We start from the raw sequence: 16,931 nt of genomic DNA on the forward strand, positions 1-16,931 counted from the left end.
ACCGGCCATGGTCGCGTCCCCGCCCGTACCCGTAGCTGTGTCCGCGCCCGCATCCGCGCCGTCTGAGCGCGCCTCTGAGCTCGCCGCCGCGTGTGCCGAGGCGAGCCTGTGGCCGCTGCCCCGAGCCGGGCGTACCCGAGTCCGCTGGTCGGCGCTGGCCGAGCTGGCCGAGCGCGACCTGGTCCTGGCCCGACTGGTCGAGGCGCACGCGGACGCGGTGGCCATCCTGGCCGAGCTCGGCGGCGGCCCGGTCCGGGTGGGTTCGCGGTGGGGGGTGTGGGCCGCGGAGGGACCGGGCCGGCCGCTGGCCGCGCGGCCAGCCCAGGACGGCGGGTGGCTGTTGGACGGGACGAAGCAGTGGTGCTCCGGCGCGACGCTGCTCACCCACGCGCTGGTCACGGCCCGATCGACCGACGGGGACCGGCGGCTGTTCGCCGTCGCTCTCGAGGCGCCCGGCGTGTCGGCCGGGCCGGACGCGTGGGCGGCGGCCGGGATGAAGGGCGCCGACACCCGCGCGGTCGCGTTCACGGGCGCGCCCGCCCGCGCCGTCGGGGAGAGTGGCGACTACCTGAGCCGACCAGGCTTCTGGGCCGGCGGGATCGGGGTCGCCGCCTGCTGGTACGGCGGCGCGGTCGCCGTGGCCGGGCCGTTGCGTTCGGCCGTCGCGGCCGGCCGGGACGACCCGCACGCCGCCGCCCATCTCGGCGCGGTCGACGTCGCGCTCGGCGCCTGCGCCGACGTGCTGCGGGCCGCCGCCGACCAGCTCGACGCCGACCGGTCTGGCACGGACTGGTCCGACACCGACCGGTCCGTGCCAGACCGGTCCACCGACCGGCCGGCCGCCACCACGGCCGCTGCCACCGACCATGCACGGCTCGCCCGCCGGGTCCGCGGGACGGTGGCGCAGGCGGCGAGTGACGTGATCGTCCGGGTCGGCCGCGCGCTGGGCCCGGCTCCTCTGGCTGGCGACGCCGAGCACGCCCGCCGGGTCGCGGACCTGGAGGTCTACATCCGCCAGGACCACGCCGAACGCGACCTGGCCGCGCTCGGCGCCGACGTGGCCGCGACTCACGGTGACTGGTCGCTGTGACCGCCGGCATGCCGTACACCGGCGTCACCCGTGACCTGAACGGGCCGGGCACCCCCGAGGCCACGTGGGCCGCCGCCGAGCTGCCCGGCCGACTCCCCACCGTCGACCCGGCGTCGTTACGACCCGCGCCGCCGGGCCGGGTCGTGGTCGTCGCCCCGCACCCGGACGACGAGACCTTCGGCGTCGGCGGAACGATGGTCCTGCTCGCCGCGCTCGCGGCGCCCGTGGTCGTCGTCGCGGTGACCGACGGCGAGGCGAGCCATCCCGGCCGGGCCGACGAGCTGCGACGGATCCGGCTGGCCGAACGCGCCGAGGCGCTGCGCCGACTCGGCGTCGCCGACGCCGAGGTGCACCGGCTGGGTCTCCCGGACGGCGACGTGGGCGCCACGGCGGTGGCGGCCCGGCTCCGACCGCTGCTCAGCGCCGACGACCTCGTCCTCACGCCCTGGCAGCACGACGGGCACCCCGACCACGACGCCTGCGGCGCGGCGGCGGCCGCCCTGGTCCAGCCCGACCGGCTGTGGTTCTACCTGATCTGGGCCTGGCACTGGGCCACCCCGGCCGAGCTGCCGTGGGAGCGCGCGGAACGGGTCCCACTGGGCGCGGCGGCGACAGCGGCCAAACGCGCGGCGGCCCGGGCCTACGCGTCCCAGCTCGAGGGCGACACGCCGATCCTGCCGCCGGCCACGCTGGCCCGGTTGCTGCGCGCCGACGAAGTGCTGCTGAGAGGGCCCCGATGACCGTTCCCGGCTCCTACTTCGACCGGCTCTACGCCGCGTCGGACGACCCCTGGGGCTTCCGCGACCGCTGGTACGAGCGGCGCAAACGCGCACTGACGATGGCGTTGCTGCCCGACGCCCGCTACGGGACGGCCTACGAGCCCGGCTGCTCCATCGGCCTGCTGACCGCGGAGCTGGCCGGGCGCTGCGACCGGCTCCTGGCCACCGACATCGCCCCGGCCGCCGTCGAGGCTGCCCGCCACCGGACCCGGGACCTGCCGCACGTCGACGTCCAGGTCGCGGCGCTGCCCGCCGACTGGCCACCCGGCGGGCACGACCTGGTCGTCCTGTCGGAGGTGGGGTACTACCTCGACCGCCCCGCCGCGGCCGACCTCGCCCACCGCGCCGCCGGGACCGCCGGCACGCTGCTCGCCGTCCACTGGCGGCCCGACGTCGGCGACTACCCGCTGGGCGGCGACGACGTCCATGACCTGCTCGCCACCGCCACGCGGACGGCCGGGCTGACCCACCTCGCCCACCACCGGGACGACGACCTCGTGGCCGACGTCTGGTGCACCGACCCGCGCTCGGTGGCGACGAGGACGGGCCTGCGGTGACCCCGCACGCCGAGCGAACCGGTGTCGAACGGGCGGACGTCGAGCGGGTCGGTGTCGAGCGAACCGGTGTCGAACGGGTCAGTGTGGTCGTTCCCGCCCACGACGAGCAGGACCTGATCGACGGCTGCCTGGACGCGCTGGCCGTGGCCGTCGCCCACCCCGGCCTGGCCGGCGTGCCGGTCGACGTCCTCGTCGTGACCGACTCCTGCGCGGACGCCACCGCGGCCCGGTGCCAGGCCCGCGGAGTGCGCACGCTGGCCGTGTCGGAACGCAACGTCGGCCGGGCCCGGGCCGCTGGGTTCGCGGCCCTGCTCGCCGGCGCCCCGAACGGCGGCGCGTCCGGGTGCTGGCTCGCGACCACGGACGCCGACAGCCGGGTGGCGCCGGACTGGCTGGCCGCCCAGGTCCGCCTGGCCCGCCGCGGCGCCGACGCCACCTTCGGGGTCGTCGACGTCGAGGACTGGAGCGGCTGCCCTCCGATGACGCCGGACCGGTTCGCCGCCGGTTACGCCGGTACCGCGCCCGACCAGCCCGGACCGCATCCTCACGTCCATGGGGCGACGATGGGCGTGCGGGCCGACGCCTACCTGCGGGTCGGGGGAATGCCCGCCCTTGCCGTCGGGGAGGATCACGAACTGGCCCGGCGGCTGACCGCCGTCGGTGACCTGCGGGTGGTGCGCACCACCGCCGTCCGCGTCACCACCAGTGCCCGGCTCGTCTCCCGTGTCCGCGGCGGCTTCGCCGACTACCTGCGTGCCCTCACCGACGAGCCCGCCACCACCTGACCGGGTCTCCCCGCATGGACAGCGCACGCCCGGGGCCAGGGCCTTGGTCCCGTCACGATGGGACGGGAGCGCGGGGCGGGCGAGCGACCGCGCCATCGTGGTCGCGTGCGTGAAGGGTTGTTGGGTTGACACGCCGCATCATGGGACACACTGACCAGGTGATCTATGGCGCGACACCGCGGCCCGAGGCCGTGGCACAGACCGCTGGACGTCGTTCGTCGCCGGGGGACATCGGCGATGCGTGACTTCGCCTGCCCGAAATGCGGGCAGCAGCTGACGTTCGAGAACTCGCGCTGCCTGAGCTGCCACAGCAGCATCGGCTTCGATCTCGACGCGCGTTCGTTCGCCATCGTGACCGCCGAAGAGGCCCGCGCCGAGGGCGGTGGCGTGTCCAGGTGCGCGAACGTCGACGTTGCCGCGTGTAACTGGCTCTCACCGCCTGAGCACCCCTCCGGGCTGTGCAGGTCGTGTGCGCTCACCCGCACCCGGCCCGCGGATGCCGATCTGGACGCACTGCCGGCCTTCGCCGAGGCCGAGGCGGCCAAGCGGCGGCTGGTGTTCGAACTGACCGAACTGGGCCTGCCGCTTCGCGGACGGGACGTCAACCCCGAGACCGGGCTGTGTTTCGACCTGCTTTCCAGCAGCCATGAGCATGTCGTCACGGGCCATGCCAATGGGGTGATCACCCTGGACCTGGCCGAGGGCGACGATGTGCACCGTGAGCAGTTGCGTGTGTCGATGGCCGAGCCCTACCGCACCCTGCTTGGCCACTTCCGGCACGAGATCGGTCATTATTACTTCACGGTCCTCATCGACAGCGACGACGACAGAGAGCGGTTCACAACGCTGTTCGGTGACCCCGACGCCGACTACCAGGCCGCCCTCGATCGGCATTATCAAAAGGGGCCGCCCGGCGGCTGGCAGGATACCTACGTCTCCGCCTACGCCACCATGCACCCGGCCGAGGACTGGGCCGAGACCTTCGCGCACTACCTCCACGTCCGCGACACCCTCGACACCGCCGCCGCCTTCGGCTTCGCGCCGGCCGGCGCCACCCTGGCGACCCCGCTCGTCGGCGACGTGGGATTCCGGCGCATCATCGAGCTGTGGCTGCCGCTGGCCTGGTCGCTCAATATGATCAACAGGTCGATGGGGCATCCGGACCTCTATCCGTTCGTCCTCCCGCCTCCCGCGCTGGACAAGATGCGCCTCGTCCACAGCCTCGTCACCGGACAGGGCGACGCCGATCGCGCCGCCGCGGGCCAGGCCGCGCGGTCCTGACGCCCAGGATCRCCGGCGGGCGGGATGGCGGCGTCGAACACGTGACGTAGTCGTGGTCTCTATCAGGATCGATGCGACTGCATAAGGTGACACGTTGATAGCGGTCTGACGTCAATGTGGGCATGGGGGCCTCGTGGGGCACATGCCGAGGTGCTGATGGTGGTATGCRCAAAATGCTTTGTTTGAGCCGCGTGACAGGTGGGGTAAAGCTCCCAATAACACGACGGAAGATCGCCGAAGATGGTTTCCACCTGGAGGATCCCGTGCTCGTCACCATCGTCTCCTGGATCGTRCTCGGTCTCATCGCCGGTGCGGTCGCGCGTCTTCTCGTGCCCGGACCTGACCCGATGTCGGTTCCGATGACGATTCTCCTGGGTGTCGTCGGCTCGTTCATCGGCGGATTCCTGGGTTACGTTCTTTTCGACAAGGACCTCAGCGAGGGCGCTCTGCAGCCGTCCGGCGTCATCGGCTCCATTGTCGGCGCGATCATCCTTCTGCTGATCTACCGGCCCACCAGCCGTCGCCGTAGCCACACCAGCCGTCGTCGCAGCCACACCAGCCGTCGCCGCGCCCTGCGGTAAGGGCGGTGTCTCCGGCGATCCGTGTGAGGGATCCGGGGCGCGATATCCGACCGACGGGCGCCGCGGTTGGGAAGGCCATGTGATGGCCTTCCCAACCGCGGCGCCTTTGGCGTTCCCCGCCACTATGTGCAGGTGGGCTGGTAGGGGACGTCCCGCACGTAGGCCGCCCAGTCCTCACGGGTCAGGCCAGACCCGACGGTCCGGCAGGCGCGCTCCAGGACGCTGCCGCGCAGCGTGTTCAGGCCGCTGACGTCCCACAGGCTGGCGGTCCCGTCACCGCCGCCAGTCACCAGCGTCCGGCCATCGGGGGAGAACGCCACCGAGCGCACCGGGCCCGTGTGACTGGTCAGCGCCCCGCCGAGCCGCTGCGCGGACGACAGCCTGGCCACATCCCACAGGATGACCGTCCCGTCATCCCCGCTGGTGGCGAGGTTGCGCCCGTCCGGGGAGAAGGTGACGGCGAGCAGCGGGTACTCGTGCCCGATGAGCTGGCCCAGACGGCTCGGTGACGCCTGCCGGCTGACGTCCCACAGGACCGCCGTCCCGTCCGCGCTGGCCGTGGCGAGCGTCCGGCCGTCGGGTGAGAAGGCGAGGGCGTGCACCGAGCCCTGATGGCCCTTCAGCGGCTGGCCCACGCCGCGTGGCCTGGCGCGGTCCGACATGTCCCAGAGCCTGATGGTGCCGTCGTAGCTCGCGGTCGCGAGGAGGTGGCCCCGAGGCGAGAACGCCAGGGCCAGGATCGAGCCCTGATGGCGCGTGTCGAGTGGCCGGCCGAGCTGGCGCGGCGCCGCGCGGTCGGTGAGGTCCCAGATGACGACCTTCTTGTCAGAGCTCCCGCTCGCCAGCGTCCGCCCGTCCGGTGAGAACTTCACCGCGTAGACGATGCCCCTGTGGCCGTCGAGGGGGCCGCCGAGCCGGCGGGGCTCGCCGCCGCCGGCCACATCCCACAGGACGACGTGACCGTTGTAGGAGGCGGTGGCGAGCGTCCGGCTGTCCGGCGAGAACGCCACCGCGCGCAGCTTGTCCTGCTGGACAGCCCGCCGCCCGCCGGAGCCCGGCGCCGCGGCGCCCGGCGTGCCGAGCAGCCGGGGCGGCGCGTGCGGGCCGATGACCCAGACGGCCACGCTTCCGTCGTCGCCGCCGACGGCCAGCATCCGCCCGTTGGGCGCGTACTCGAGCGCGCGTACCTGGCCGTGCTGAGCGGCCAGCGGGGCGCCGACGCGACGCGGCTCCTCGCTGTCCCTGACGGCCCAGAGGACCGCCGTGGCGTCGTCGCCGCCGCTCGCGAGCGTCCGGCCGTCGGGGGAGAAGGCCAGCGCGCGCACCGCGTCGAGGTGGCCCGCCAGGGGCCGGGCGAGTGACCGCGGCGCCGCCGGGTCCGCGAGGTCCCAGAGGATCACCGTCCGGTCGTCGCCGCCGCTGGCGAGGGTGTGGCCGTCGGGCGAGAACGCGAGAGYGTAGACGACGTCCTTGTGGCTGGTCAGCGGTACGCCGAGCTGGCGTGGGGCCGCCCGGTCGGTGAGGTCCCAGAGGATCACCGTGCGGTCCTCGCCGCCGCTGGCGAGGGTGTGGCCGTCGGGTGAGAACGCCACCGTCTGCACGATGTCCGTGTGGCTGGTCAGCGGTGCGCCGAGCTGGCGTGGGGCCGCCCGGTCGGTGAGGTCCCAGAGGGTCACGGCCCGGTCCTCGCCGCCGCTGGCGAGGGTGCGGCCGTCGGGGGAGAACGCGACGGTGTGCACCGACCGCTGGTTGGCGTCGCCGCGGCCGGCTCCGAGCCGCCGCGGGGCCGCGGGGCTGGCGATGTCCCACAGGAGCACCTGGCCGTCGCCGGCGCCGACGGCGAGGGAGCGGCCGTCCCGTGACATGGCCAACGCGTAGGCGATGCCGACGTGGCCGGCGCGCGCGGCGACGCTGTCCATGGGCTGGCTGACCCGCCGCGCGGCCGCGGGGCGGGTGACGTCCCACAGGCTGACGGTGCCGTCGTAGCTGGCCGTGGCGAGGGTCCGGCCGTCCGGGGTGAAGGCCACCGAGCTCACAGGGGAGTCGTGGCCGGCGGCCAGCCGGGCGAGCCGGCGAGACGACGCCGGGTCCGCCACGTCCCAGAGAATCGTGCCCCCGTCATAGCTGGCGGTGGCCAGCGTCCGCCCGTCCGGCGCGTAGGCCACGCCGCGGACGGGGCCCTGCGCGCCGGCGAGAGTCGCCGTGTAGGGAGTGGAGGCGAGGGTGCTCGCGAGGTTGGCGGACGCGGCCTCGGCCTCGCCCTCGCTGATCTGGTGGGCGGCGATGGCGCGCCGGAGCGCGCCTCGCGGGTCGGTCGCCCGCCGGGCGTCGGCCTGGCTCAGCAGGTCGCGGGCGATCGCCTCCAGCCGGTGCCGGTTGGCCTCCCGCCGCTGGTCCAGCCCAAAACCGACCATCGTCACGGCGACGACGAGGAGCACGGCCAGCGCGGCGACGACGCCTCGGCGCAGGCGGGCGGCCCGGTGGTGCTGGGCGACGGACGCCCGCAGGAACGCCGCGGCGATGGGATCCGGGAGCGGGCGGCCCGCCAGGCGCGTGCGGGCGGCCGCGAGGCGGCCGCCGCGGTAGAGCAGGTCACGGCTTGTCCAGGCGTGCCGGCGCGGGCGCCATCCCGGCCGCGGGCGCCATCCCGGCCGCGGGCGCCGCCAGGACCTGGGGGCCCAGGGACGGGCAACCGCGCGGCCGCCGGCGGCCTCGGGCCGCCGCACCTCCTCCCAACGGCGCGCGTCGGCCTCGATCTCCTCGCTGATGAGACTCAGGTCGCGGTCGGCGTCGATCCAGTCGCGCAGCCGCGGCCAGGCACGCAGCAGCGCCTCGTGGGCGATCTCGACGGTCTCGCCGACGCCTCCGGGACCGGCGTCGGCGAGCTCGTCCGCGTGGCGGTCGGAGCGCGGCTCGCCGACCACGGCGCCCATCCAGGACGGCGCCCCCGGGTGCCCGATCGCTTCGTGGCTCAAGGTGATCAGGCGTGCGTCGACCGCGCGGTCGAGGGCGGCCGAGGCGGCTGCCGGGTCCTCCGCCCCGGCCAGCAGCACCGCCTTCCCGACCCGCCGACGGGTGTAGTCCTCCGCGTGCGCGAGCCGCACGAACATCGCCCTGGCTTCCCGCTGGCCGGTCTCGTCCAGATCGCCGTACACGGTCTCGGCCCGGCGGCTGATCGCGCCGTCGATGCCGCCGGTCGCCCGGTAGCCGTCGATCGTCAGCCACGGGCCGTCGCGGCGCAGCCAGGTCTCCAGCAGCGCGTGGGCCAGCATCGGGAGGGCTCCGGCCTCCTGGGCGCCGCCGCCGATCGCGCCGAGGTCGGCGAGCAGGACCTCGACCAGGCCCGGTTCCAACGCGAAGCCCGTCTCGCGGGCGGGATCCTCGATCGCCCGGCGCAGCTCGTCCCGGCTCATCGGCCCCACGACGAGCGGGCCTCGCTGGATCGCGTCGGCGAGGGCTGGATGGGCCGTGCAGGCGGGAAGGAAGTCGGCCCGCGGCACCGCGATGACCGTCGCCGGGGGGAGCTCGCCGTCGGCGGTCGACGCGTACGCGAGCGCCTCCACGAAGGCCTCGCGGTCCTCCGCTCGTTCGCAGCTGGTGAAGATCTCCTCGAACTGGTCGACGACCAGCACGACGCGTCCCTGCTCGGCGGGCATGTCGCCGGGCTCCGGCCCGCACTGCCCAAATGGCCGGGGGCCGGACGGCGAGACACCGAGCCCGGCGTCGGACGGGCCGCCGAGGGACAGAGAGCCCTCGGACGGTGCGCCTGTGGACGGTGCGTCCGAGGACGGCGCCCCGGGCGGATGGCCGTCGGCGAACCGGGACGCGACGACGGCGCGCAACGTGTTCGCGAGCTCGGTCGGATCGGCGCGCCAGCGCTCGCGCAGGTCCGCCGGGTCGGCCCCGACCGGGCCGGCGAGACGAGCCGCGAGGGCCCCGAAGGGGTCCGCGCCGGGCGTCATCGTGATCTGGGGCCACCGGGCGGACGCGCCATCGCCCACGTCGCCGTGCGCGAGCGCCGGGAGCAGGCCCGCCCGGACGAGCGACGACTTCCCCGAGCCGGAGGAGCCGACGACGAGCAGCGGTCCGCACCCGGAACGCAGCGCCACCAGCTTGACCAGCCTGCCGACGAGATCGCCGCGGCCACGGAACAGATGGGCGTCCGCCGAGCCGAAGGCGGTCAGCCCGGGGTAGGGACAGACGAGGTCACGATCGTCGGTCGCGGCGGTGGCCGCGCGCCGCGCCGCGTCGCGTCGATCGGTCGCGGCGTTCGGCCCGATGGCGATCGTCGGCTGCCGGTACGCCGGGTTGGCGGCGAGGTTCAGGACGCCGGCGTCGTGCGCGCTCCACCAGCGCGGCACCGGGTAGCCCTGCTCGGGAAGCGTGCGGGCCAGGGTCCGCGCGATGAGGTCGAGTGTCAGGTCGGGGCCGCCGTGCACGTCGCCGTCGCGAAGCAGCGCCAGGAGCGCTCCCGTGAACGCGGTGTGGCGGGCCCCCGGCGGGGCGATCGCGTGCTCCTCCCGGGAGGCGGAGGCGAGCACGAACCGCCGCCCGCCACCGCCCTCGAACCCGGTGTCGAGCGAGCTCAGGCCACGATCGGCGATCCGGCCGGCGTAGCAGGCGTCGACGATGAGGACGATCGTGCGCGCCGGGCAGTGCTCCCGCAGCAGCTCGTGGATCTGGCTGAACGGCAGTGCCTGGTACGCCGCGAGCCCGCGGCTGACGTCGACCGTCGCCCGGGTCGCGAGATACAGGTTGTTCTGACCGTCCAGCTGGCCATGCCCGGCGTACCAGAGCAGGAACACGTCCCCGGCCTGGCTGGCGCTGGCCTTGAGCGCGCTGGCGAGGACGATCGGGTTCTCGGAGTCCGTGACCCGGGTGATCTGCCCCGGCGTGACGCCGCAGCGCTCCACCAGCGCGTCGGCCAGGTCCTCCTGGGTCGTCCGGACCGAGGGCAGGTCGGGCAGGACCGAGCCGGCCTCATGGCTGGCCGTCGCGACGAGCATGACCCGGGTGCCCGCGCCCGCGAGGTCTCCCATCGAACACCTCGGGCTCAGCCGTCGGCGGTCAGTGGTCGATCGTTGTCCCGTCGGCCCGCGCCGCGCCGGCCGGTCTCCGCGGGCCCGCCGGTCGTGGCGGCGACGGGACCGAGCTGGGTGGCGAGATCGTCCAGGACGTCGGTGACATGGCCGACGGGAAGCGCCTTGGCCTCGCTGGCGCTGATGGTGACCTGCGCGCCGTCCGACCGGCGGAAGGTCAGGTCGACGGGACTGCGCCGGACCTTCAGCCAGCTGATCACCACGCTGCCGAGCGTGCGTACCGAGGCCGTCGCGAGCGCCATGCCGCCGCCGCTGGCCAGGCCGACCACCATCGAGGCCGTGTCCACGCCCATCTCCCCTGGACGAGGAGACTCCTCGCGCAGCGCGACCCTTCCCTGGAACTCGGGCTCGTTGAGCAGCCACGTCCGGAGGCTGCGCAGCTCCTCGCCCGACGACGCGGCGTCAGCCACGATCTCGACGTCCATGGTGCTCCCATCCCGGTACGCCACCTACGGTGAGAGATCTGATACTCGCAGTGAAGAGACATACCCGCTCTGTGGCGCGGAAGCGCGGGATCGGGACGTAGGACCCCGATCTGTTCCGATCGCGGTCGGCCGGACCAGGTGATCCGGTGGTTCAGGTGATCCGGCGGTCGGCCGCCCAGCGGGTGAGCTGATGGCGGCTGGACAGCCGCAGCTTGCGCAGCACGTTGGACGCGTGCGTCTCGACGGTCTTGACCGAGATGAACAGCTCCGCCGCGATCTCCTTGTAGGCGTACCCGCGGGCCAGCAGCCGCAGCACCTCGCGCTCGCGCGGCGTGAGCTGGTCGAAGTCGGCGTCGGTGGCGGACGTGGGCGCGGCGGTGTCGCCGGCTGTGGACGGCGCGGCCGGGGCGTCCCGGAAGGCGTCCAGGACGAAGCCCGCCAGCAGCGGGCTGAACACGACGTCCCCGCCCGCCACCCGCTCGACGGCATCGGCGAGATCGTCAGCCGAGATCGTCTTGGTGACGTAGCCACGGGCGCCCGCGCGGATCAGCGCGATGACGTCCTCGGCCGCGTCCGAGACGGACAGGGCCAGGAAGCGCGTGGCCGGCAGGCGTTCGCCCACCTGCCGCAGGACGGCGAGACCGCCTCCGTCCGGCATGTGCACGTCGAGCAGCACGACCTGCGGCCTGCTCGCCACGATGCCGGCGACGGCGTCGGCGGGCGTCGCCGCCTCACCGACGACCTCGACCCGCCCGCCGAGCTCGGCGCGGACGCCCGCCCGGAACATGGCGTGGTCGTCGACCAGGTAGACCGTCGTCATCGCCGCATCCTTATCGCTACTTCCGTGCCGCCGCCAGGGCTGCTTCGGATCGAGACCGTCCCGCCGTTGCGCTCGACGCGGCTGATGATCGAGCCGCGCACCCCCTGGCGGTCCTCGGCGACCGCGTCCGGCTCGAAGCCGATCCCGCGGTCCCTGACGAAGACGCTGACCGCGTCGGCCTCGACCTCGGCGTAGAGCGAGATGTCCGTGGTCCCGGAATGCCGCGCCGCGTTGACCATCGCCTCGCGGGCCGCGGCGCAGGCGGCCGCGAGCGCGTCGTCCAGGGCGAGGTCACCGACCACGACGACGTCCACCTTGACGGCGTACGCGTCCTCGACCTCGGCGGCGGCCGTGCGCAGCTCCGCGCCGAGCTGGCCGCCCGCGGCGCGTGTGCCGTAGAGCAGGCCGCGCAGCTCGCGCTCCTGCCCGCGCGCGAGGCGGGTCACCTCACGTGGCGAGTCCGCGTTGCGCTGGATGAGGGCGAGGGTCTGCAGGACCGAGTCGTGCAGATGTGCCGCGATGTCGGCGCGCTCCTGGCCGCGGATCCGCTCGGCCCGCTCCGCGCCGAGCTGGGACGTCAGCTGGATCCACCAGGGGCCCCCGAGCAGCGCCAGGCCGACGGTGGTCACGCCCATCGCCCACAGCCCGTCCCGCAGGGTGTTCACGTTCGCCCGGTGCAGCACGAGGACGCCGCCGGCGACGACCAGCGCGGCTCCGACGGCCAGGCGCAGCCGTCCCATCCGATCCGCGGGAGGCGCCCCGAACGTGCTGCGCGAGGCCCGCAGCCAGCGCTCGCGGTCCGGGCTGGCCGCCTGGCGCCAGATCGTCGCGCCGCCGAGGCAGGCCAGCAGGGTCGGCACGAACAACGAACCGCCGGCGACCCTGGTGGCGAGCAGCCCGGTGGCCGCGAGCACGACGACGGCGAGCAGCGCGAACTCGACGGGACGCGGCAGCCGCGAACGCCGGGCGCCCTCGGGTGTGGGCAGCACGATCCAGTAGGTCGCGTAGAGCGCGATGCCAAGGCCGCCACTGACCGCCAGGACGAGGAAGGCCAGCGCGACCGCTCGGCGCCGCAGGCCCGTGTGCAGCGCGATCCCCGCGACCACGCCGCCGGCCCAGCCGATATCCGGACGCCGGTGGAGAACGCGGGTGGCGGGCAGGCTGCGGGTCACACGGCCATGATTCCGGCTCGGGCCGCCGCCGGGTATCAGGAGTCGCCCCCAGACGCGGGCTCAGGGTCGAAATCAGGGGTTCACCTGATGCGCGGACGCCCCGTCGCCCGCAACGTATAGCCACTATGAGCACAGATCCAGAACCCCCCGCGGCACCGTTCACAGCACCGACGGGACCCGCGGCGTCCACGGGACCCGCGGCGTCCACGGGACCCGCGGCGCCGCGGCGCCGGCTGCGTCGCAGCGCCACCGATCGCGTCGGGGCCGGCATCGCCGGCGGGCTCGGCGAGTACGTCGGCGTCGACCCGGTGCTGTTCCGAGTCCTGTTCGCCGTGTCCGCGTTCTTCGGCGGCGCCGGCGTGCTCGCCTACGCGGTCGCGTGGGCGGTCATCCCGGCCGAGGGCACCGAGCACGCGCTCATCGACGGCTGGGTCGAAGGGCTGCGMCGGCACCACATCCCGCCGTGGCTGGTGGCCGTGGCCGGCGGCCTCCTGCTGTGGGGCGTCGCCTTCAGCTGGTGGTCGCCGCACCCGCCGTGGCCCCTGCTCGCGCTGATCCTCGTGCCGCTGCTGCTGCTCGGGACCAGGGACGGCGGCTGGCGCGGCCCCACCTCGACCGCGCCGTCCGGGCCGTCAGCTTCAGGCGAGGCAGGCGAGGCAGGCGAGGCAGGCGCGGCAGGCGCGCCGGGCGGGACGACGACCGTGCGCCTGGACAAGGGCCCGGCGGCCGCGTCGCCCGCCTGGGCCGCCGAGACGCGGGCCTGGCTGGGCGAGGCCCGGCAGGCGGCGCGCGCACGACGCCGGCGATCCTGGCCGCTGCGGGTGGCGGCGCTCACGACACTGGTGGCGACGCTGACCGTTCTCGGCGTGACCGACGCGCTCGTCGGAATCTGGCTGCCGGTCTACTTCTGGGTCCTCGGCGGGATCGCCCTGGTCACGTTGCTGCTCGGCGCGGTACTGCGTCGTACCCCATGGTCATTGCTCCCGCTGCTGGTGGTCGCGACACTCGGAACGGTCGCGTTCGGCGGCACCAGGGCGAGCCTGCACGACGGGATAGGGCAGCGGGTCTGGACGCCGGTCACCGCCGCCGACCTGCGGGGCGACTACCGGCTCGCCTTCGGTCAGAGCGTGCTCGACCTGCGCCACGTCACGCCAAGGGCGGCCCAGGACATCCAGGTCACCCTGGGCGCGGGACAGGTCCGGCTGCTCCTGCCTGAGGCGATGAACGCGACCGTCAGGGCCGACGTGCATCTGGGCGACGTCACGGTCGACGGCACCGACTCCTTCGACGAGCGCGAGGGCGACCGCGGCTGGGGCGAGCGGCGGCGCGGGGCCGGGACCAGCCAGACGATCCTGCCGCCGGACGGCGCCACGGGCCCGGCGGTGACGATCCACGTCGACGTCGCCGACGGCAACATCACCATCGACCACCGCTGACCGTGCCGGCGCTCCGCGTGGCGGGCCACGGCCCAGGAGTGCCGGTCCTGCGCTGACCACTGGAGCTCGATGTCCGCGACGGACGAGTACCTGGCCGGCAACGCCGCCTACGCGGGTCGACGCGGTGGCGGGTCAGGCAGGCTGGGACGGCGGGGCGTCCGGCTCGGGGGTGCGGCAGACGGCCTCCACGTTGTTGCCGTCCGGGTCGCGGACGAAGGCGCCGTAGTACGACGGGTGGTGCCAGGCCGTTCGGGGCATCACCGGCGAGATCAAAAGGTTGGTCTGGACGGTGACAGCCCGATGCGCCGGCGGATATGAGGTGCCGCCGGCCGGACGTGGAGGCGCGCGATGGGCATGAAGGAGACCGAGCAAGCGGTGTATGAGCCCGGGCGCGGGCCGGGGCCGACGGTTCTGGAGCAGGACCGGCTGGCGGCGCTGCTCGCCGCGCATCAGATGGGTGCGCTGGCCACGACCAGGCAGGATGGGCGGCCGCACCTGTCGACCGTCGCGTACGGGTGGGACGAGGCGGCGCGCACGATCAGGATCAGCACCACCATCGACCGGTTGAAGGTCCGTCACCTGCGTCGCGACCCGAGGGCGGCGCTGTACGTGAGCACCGCCGACTTCCTGTCGTTCGTGGTCGCCGAGGGAGAGGCCGAGCTGTCGGAGGTGAGCGCCACACCCGGGGACGCCGTCGGGCGGGAGCTGCTCGCGATGGCGCCCCCGTTCGACGACCCGGCCGACGAACGCGCCTTCCTGCGCAACATGGCGGCCGACCGCCGGCTGGTCATCAGGCTCGGCGTACGCCGGCTCTACGGCACGGCCCTCGACATTCCCTGAGCGCTCCACCACGGGACCGCCACTGGCTCGCCAACTCCGCCGGCGGCCCTGGGCCGCGCACCACCGTCTCAGGAGGCGCACTGTGCCTGACCCAACAGCGGGCTCGCCCGACACGTCGGCCGCGGCCGACGGGGCGCCGTCCGAGCCGGGGGAGTCGCCCCAGCACGAGCTCGACGCCTTCCACCGCCGGCTTCATCGGGTCCGCCCGGCGGGCCTGTCCGCGCACACCGCGCAGACCACGGGGATGCGCCGGGTGGAGGCGCTGTCCGGCGCGACCGTCGGCACGGAGCGGCTGTGGATGGGCCAGACCCACGTCGCGCCGTCCACCCTCTCGGCCAACCATCACCACGGCGAGTCCGAGACCGGGATCTACGTCGTCAGCGGCCATCCGGCGTTCGTCTTCCTTCGGGACGACGAGGAGATCCGGCTGGAGACCTCACCCGGTGACTACATCTACGTACCGCCCTGGGTGCCCCACCGGGAGGAGAACCCCGACCCCGACGCGGAGGCGATCGTCGTCATCGCCCGCACCACCCAGGAAGCGATCGTGGTCAACCTGCCCGACCTGCGCTGGCGAGGCCCGGCCAGGACCTCCGACCAGGGCCGTTCCTGGCGCACCTACTGAGCGCGGCGTCCTCCGACTGGCCGTCTCGGCCAGCTGCTCCGACTGGCCGCCACCGCGGAAAGGCCGCTGCCCGTCCGCCCCGCGGTGTCGCGGGGCGGACGGGCAGCGAACGCGGGCCGGCGCCCTGGTCTGTCAGTAGCGGGCGCTCGTCGTCGAGCGGGTCCGCGACCGCCGGCGCAGCCGCCGCAGACCCCGTGCCGCCGACCGGTCAGCCGTGTTCACGTCACGCTTGGCCTCATGGCGGAGCCTCGGTAGCAACCTCATAGCTTCCTCCTCTGGCTTCGTCGTGCCTCGTTCGTTAGGGCCTCGTTGTCCTGTTGCCGGCCCTGACGGCGACATGCCCGTCCTGCCGCTCATAACACTTCTTGTCTCGCCGTCCCCGCCGTGCGGTGTCGCGGATGCGGGTCGATGTCCTTACCGAGCCGCTCAGGAGGTCTCGATGGGCCTGCCCCGTGGCGTGTCATCGGGTGGCGTGTCATCGGGCGGCGGGGCAGCGCAGCGCGACGGAGCGCGACGCGACGCGACGCGACGCGACGCGACGAATTCGACATCGACAGGGGCGGCGGAAACACACGACCGCGCTCGGCCGAGGTGTGAAAGTGTCTGGGCCAACCGGTAGCGAAAGCCCGGTCCGGGCCATCGGAAGAATTGGCACGTTACACGCCGGGCGTGCGCGGCCGGAGTCAAGATCGCGGGCTGAAGCCCGACCAGCGAAGCCGCGCACACGTGGAAATGGCCGCTCGCGACCCCGTTAGCAGATATTGATCACGGCGTCGGCCGGCTGTGACGTCCGACACAGGCCGCGTCGTGGATGCGCCCGGTTTTCTGGCGGAAGCCGATGTGGGCACGACGGTTGATCGCGCATCAAGAGGTGTGTGACGCCGGGCACAGATCGAATAGTGGGGATGTCCGAAGCGCCGGATCGGACCGGCCGGCGGACGGCTCACCTGCATCGTTGTGTATCAGTTTGAAATCCACTGGTCGGCCAACTGTAGCCAGTGTTCCGGAGTCCAATGGGCTGATCGTGGGCCAAGTGTGTCCTGGCATATGCAAAGGCGTCTGCACGGGCGTACTGTCCGCAGACAGATCACTACAACGGGGTGGTGATCAGGCCCGCCGAAGCTCTCGGCGCGCACGACGGGTCCGGGTGAAGGCGGGGGGACATCGTCCCCCGCCTTCCCTGTCTTGGAGGTATGCATGCTGGCTGCTGTCATCCTCGCTCTGGCCGCCCTGGCCCTCGCGGCCGCGGCGGCCGCCGGCTCGGCGACCACCGCGCGCCGGCTCCGGCAGACCGCCAAGACGGCCCGCGTTCTGGCCGTCATTCCCCGACGCTGTCCCGACTGCGGTCACGGCTGGGATGACGGCCGTGCCCAGCGCGGTCCATGCGCCTCGACGCACCGAGCCGTGGCGTCCCTACTGCTTCCCCCCGACCTCGCCTGAC

The 16,931-nt window shown here is 73.9% G+C and carries 16 protein-coding genes; 10 read left to right on the forward strand and 6 right to left on the reverse strand.

Annotated features, from left to right (window positions below; genetic code table 11):
• The first annotated feature begins 7 nt into the window (after nucleotides 1–7).
• The 6 genes from BL253_RS44775 (at nucleotide 8) to BL253_RS19245 (ending at nucleotide 5,073) form a co-directional block, all read left to right on the forward strand.
• Nucleotides 8–1,090 (forward strand): acyl-CoA dehydrogenase family protein, encoded by a 1,083-nt coding sequence (locus BL253_RS44775; RefSeq protein ID WP_081438466.1) that lies wholly within the window; start codon nucleotides 8–10, stop codon nucleotides 1,088–1,090.
• Nucleotides 1,087–1,830: a PIG-L deacetylase family protein gene (locus tag BL253_RS19225; protein WP_198946320.1), complete on the forward strand. Its 744-nt coding sequence runs from the start codon at nucleotides 1,087–1,089 to the stop codon at nucleotides 1,828–1,830. The genes BL253_RS44775 and BL253_RS19225 overlap by 4 nt, the downstream gene beginning before the upstream one ends.
• Nucleotides 1,827–2,426: an SAM-dependent methyltransferase gene (locus BL253_RS19230; protein ID WP_076818499.1), complete on the forward strand. Its 600-nt coding sequence runs from the start codon at nucleotides 1,827–1,829 to the stop codon at nucleotides 2,424–2,426. Before BL253_RS19225 ends, BL253_RS19230 begins: the two co-directional genes overlap by 4 nt.
• Nucleotides 2,423–3,211: a glycosyltransferase family 2 protein gene (locus BL253_RS19235; RefSeq protein ID WP_198946321.1), complete on the forward strand. Its 789-nt coding sequence runs from the start codon at nucleotides 2,423–2,425 to the stop codon at nucleotides 3,209–3,211. Before BL253_RS19230 ends, BL253_RS19235 begins: the two co-directional genes overlap by 4 nt.
• A gap of 237 nt (nucleotides 3,212–3,448) precedes the next feature.
• Nucleotides 3,449–4,492 (forward strand): zinc-binding metallopeptidase family protein, encoded by a 1,044-nt coding sequence (locus BL253_RS19240; protein ID WP_076818500.1) that lies wholly within the window; start codon nucleotides 3,449–3,451, stop codon nucleotides 4,490–4,492.
• Nucleotides 4,493–4,755: 263 nt separating this feature from the next.
• Nucleotides 4,756–5,073: a GlsB/YeaQ/YmgE family stress response membrane protein gene (locus BL253_RS19245; RefSeq protein WP_076818501.1), complete on the forward strand. Its 318-nt coding sequence runs from the start codon at nucleotides 4,756–4,758 to the stop codon at nucleotides 5,071–5,073.
• A 122-nt stretch (nucleotides 5,074–5,195) separates the two neighbouring features.
• Here BL253_RS19245 and BL253_RS19250 read toward each other — a convergent pair whose 3' ends face one another.
• The 4 genes from BL253_RS19250 to BL253_RS19265 form a co-directional block, all read right to left on the reverse strand.
• On the reverse strand, nucleotides 5,196–10,112 hold the full coding sequence (locus BL253_RS19250) for a caspase, EACC1-associated type (RefSeq protein WP_076818502.1): 4,917 nt from the start codon (nucleotides 10,110–10,112) through the stop codon (nucleotides 5,196–5,198).
• A 14-nt stretch (nucleotides 10,113–10,126) separates the two neighbouring features.
• A complete protein-coding gene (locus tag BL253_RS19255; RefSeq protein WP_076818503.1) occupies nucleotides 10,127–10,597 on the reverse strand; it encodes an effector-associated constant component EACC1 in 471 nt (156 codons plus the stop codon).
• Between the two features lie 151 nt (nucleotides 10,598–10,748).
• Nucleotides 10,749–11,417, reverse strand: coding sequence for a LuxR C-terminal-related transcriptional regulator (locus BL253_RS19260; protein ID WP_076818504.1), 669 nt, complete (start codon nucleotides 11,415–11,417; stop codon nucleotides 10,749–10,751).
• The gene (locus tag BL253_RS19265) at nucleotides 11,414–12,589 is read right to left on the reverse strand and encodes an ATP-binding protein (RefSeq protein WP_076818505.1); all 1,176 of its coding nucleotides are present in this window, start codon (nucleotides 12,587–12,589) and stop codon (nucleotides 11,414–11,416) included. The genes BL253_RS19260 and BL253_RS19265 overlap by 4 nt, the downstream gene beginning before the upstream one ends.
• Nucleotides 12,590–12,714: 125 nt before the next feature.
• On the opposite strand from BL253_RS19265, the gene BL253_RS19270 reads away from it, so the two are divergent.
• Nucleotides 12,715–14,025 (forward strand): PspC domain-containing protein, encoded by a 1,311-nt coding sequence (locus BL253_RS19270; protein WP_076818506.1) that lies wholly within the window; start codon nucleotides 12,715–12,717, stop codon nucleotides 14,023–14,025.
• A gap of 132 nt (nucleotides 14,026–14,157) precedes the next feature.
• On the opposite strand, the gene BL253_RS44780 is transcribed toward BL253_RS19270, so the two are convergent.
• On the reverse strand, nucleotides 14,158–14,283 hold the full coding sequence (locus tag BL253_RS44780; protein WP_274535222.1) for a hypothetical protein: 126 nt from the start codon (nucleotides 14,281–14,283) through the stop codon (nucleotides 14,158–14,160).
• 117 nt (nucleotides 14,284–14,400) lie between these two features.
• Here BL253_RS44780 and BL253_RS19280 point away from each other — a divergent pair, with 117 nt between their 5' ends.
• Nucleotides 14,401–14,865, forward strand: a complete 465-nt coding sequence (locus tag BL253_RS19280) for a TIGR03618 family F420-dependent PPOX class oxidoreductase (RefSeq protein ID WP_241834941.1) — start codon at nucleotides 14,401–14,403, stop codon at nucleotides 14,863–14,865.
• 214 nt (nucleotides 14,866–15,079) lie between these two features.
• Entirely contained in the window at nucleotides 15,080–15,490 is a 411-nt protein-coding gene (locus BL253_RS19285; RefSeq protein ID WP_420801690.1) for a cupin domain-containing protein, read from the forward strand.
• 132 nt (nucleotides 15,491–15,622) lie between these two features.
• Here BL253_RS19285 and BL253_RS44785 read toward each other — a convergent pair whose 3' ends face one another.
• Entirely contained in the window at nucleotides 15,623–15,754 is a 132-nt protein-coding gene (locus BL253_RS44785) for a hypothetical protein (protein ID WP_274535223.1), read from the reverse strand.
• 933 nt (nucleotides 15,755–16,687) lie between these two features.
• On the opposite strand from BL253_RS44785, the gene BL253_RS19290 reads away from it, so the two are divergent.
• Nucleotides 16,688–16,930 carry a hypothetical protein gene (locus BL253_RS19290; RefSeq protein ID WP_076818508.1) on the forward strand — a complete coding sequence of 81 codons (243 nt, stop codon included), beginning with the start codon at nucleotides 16,688–16,690 and terminating at the stop codon, nucleotides 16,928–16,930.
• The last annotated feature ends 1 nt before the right edge of the window (nucleotide 16,931 follow it).

The organism is Pseudofrankia asymbiotica, assembly GCF_001983105.1.
Lineage (GTDB): Bacteria > Actinomycetota > Actinomycetes > Frankiales > Frankiaceae > Pseudofrankia > Pseudofrankia asymbiotica.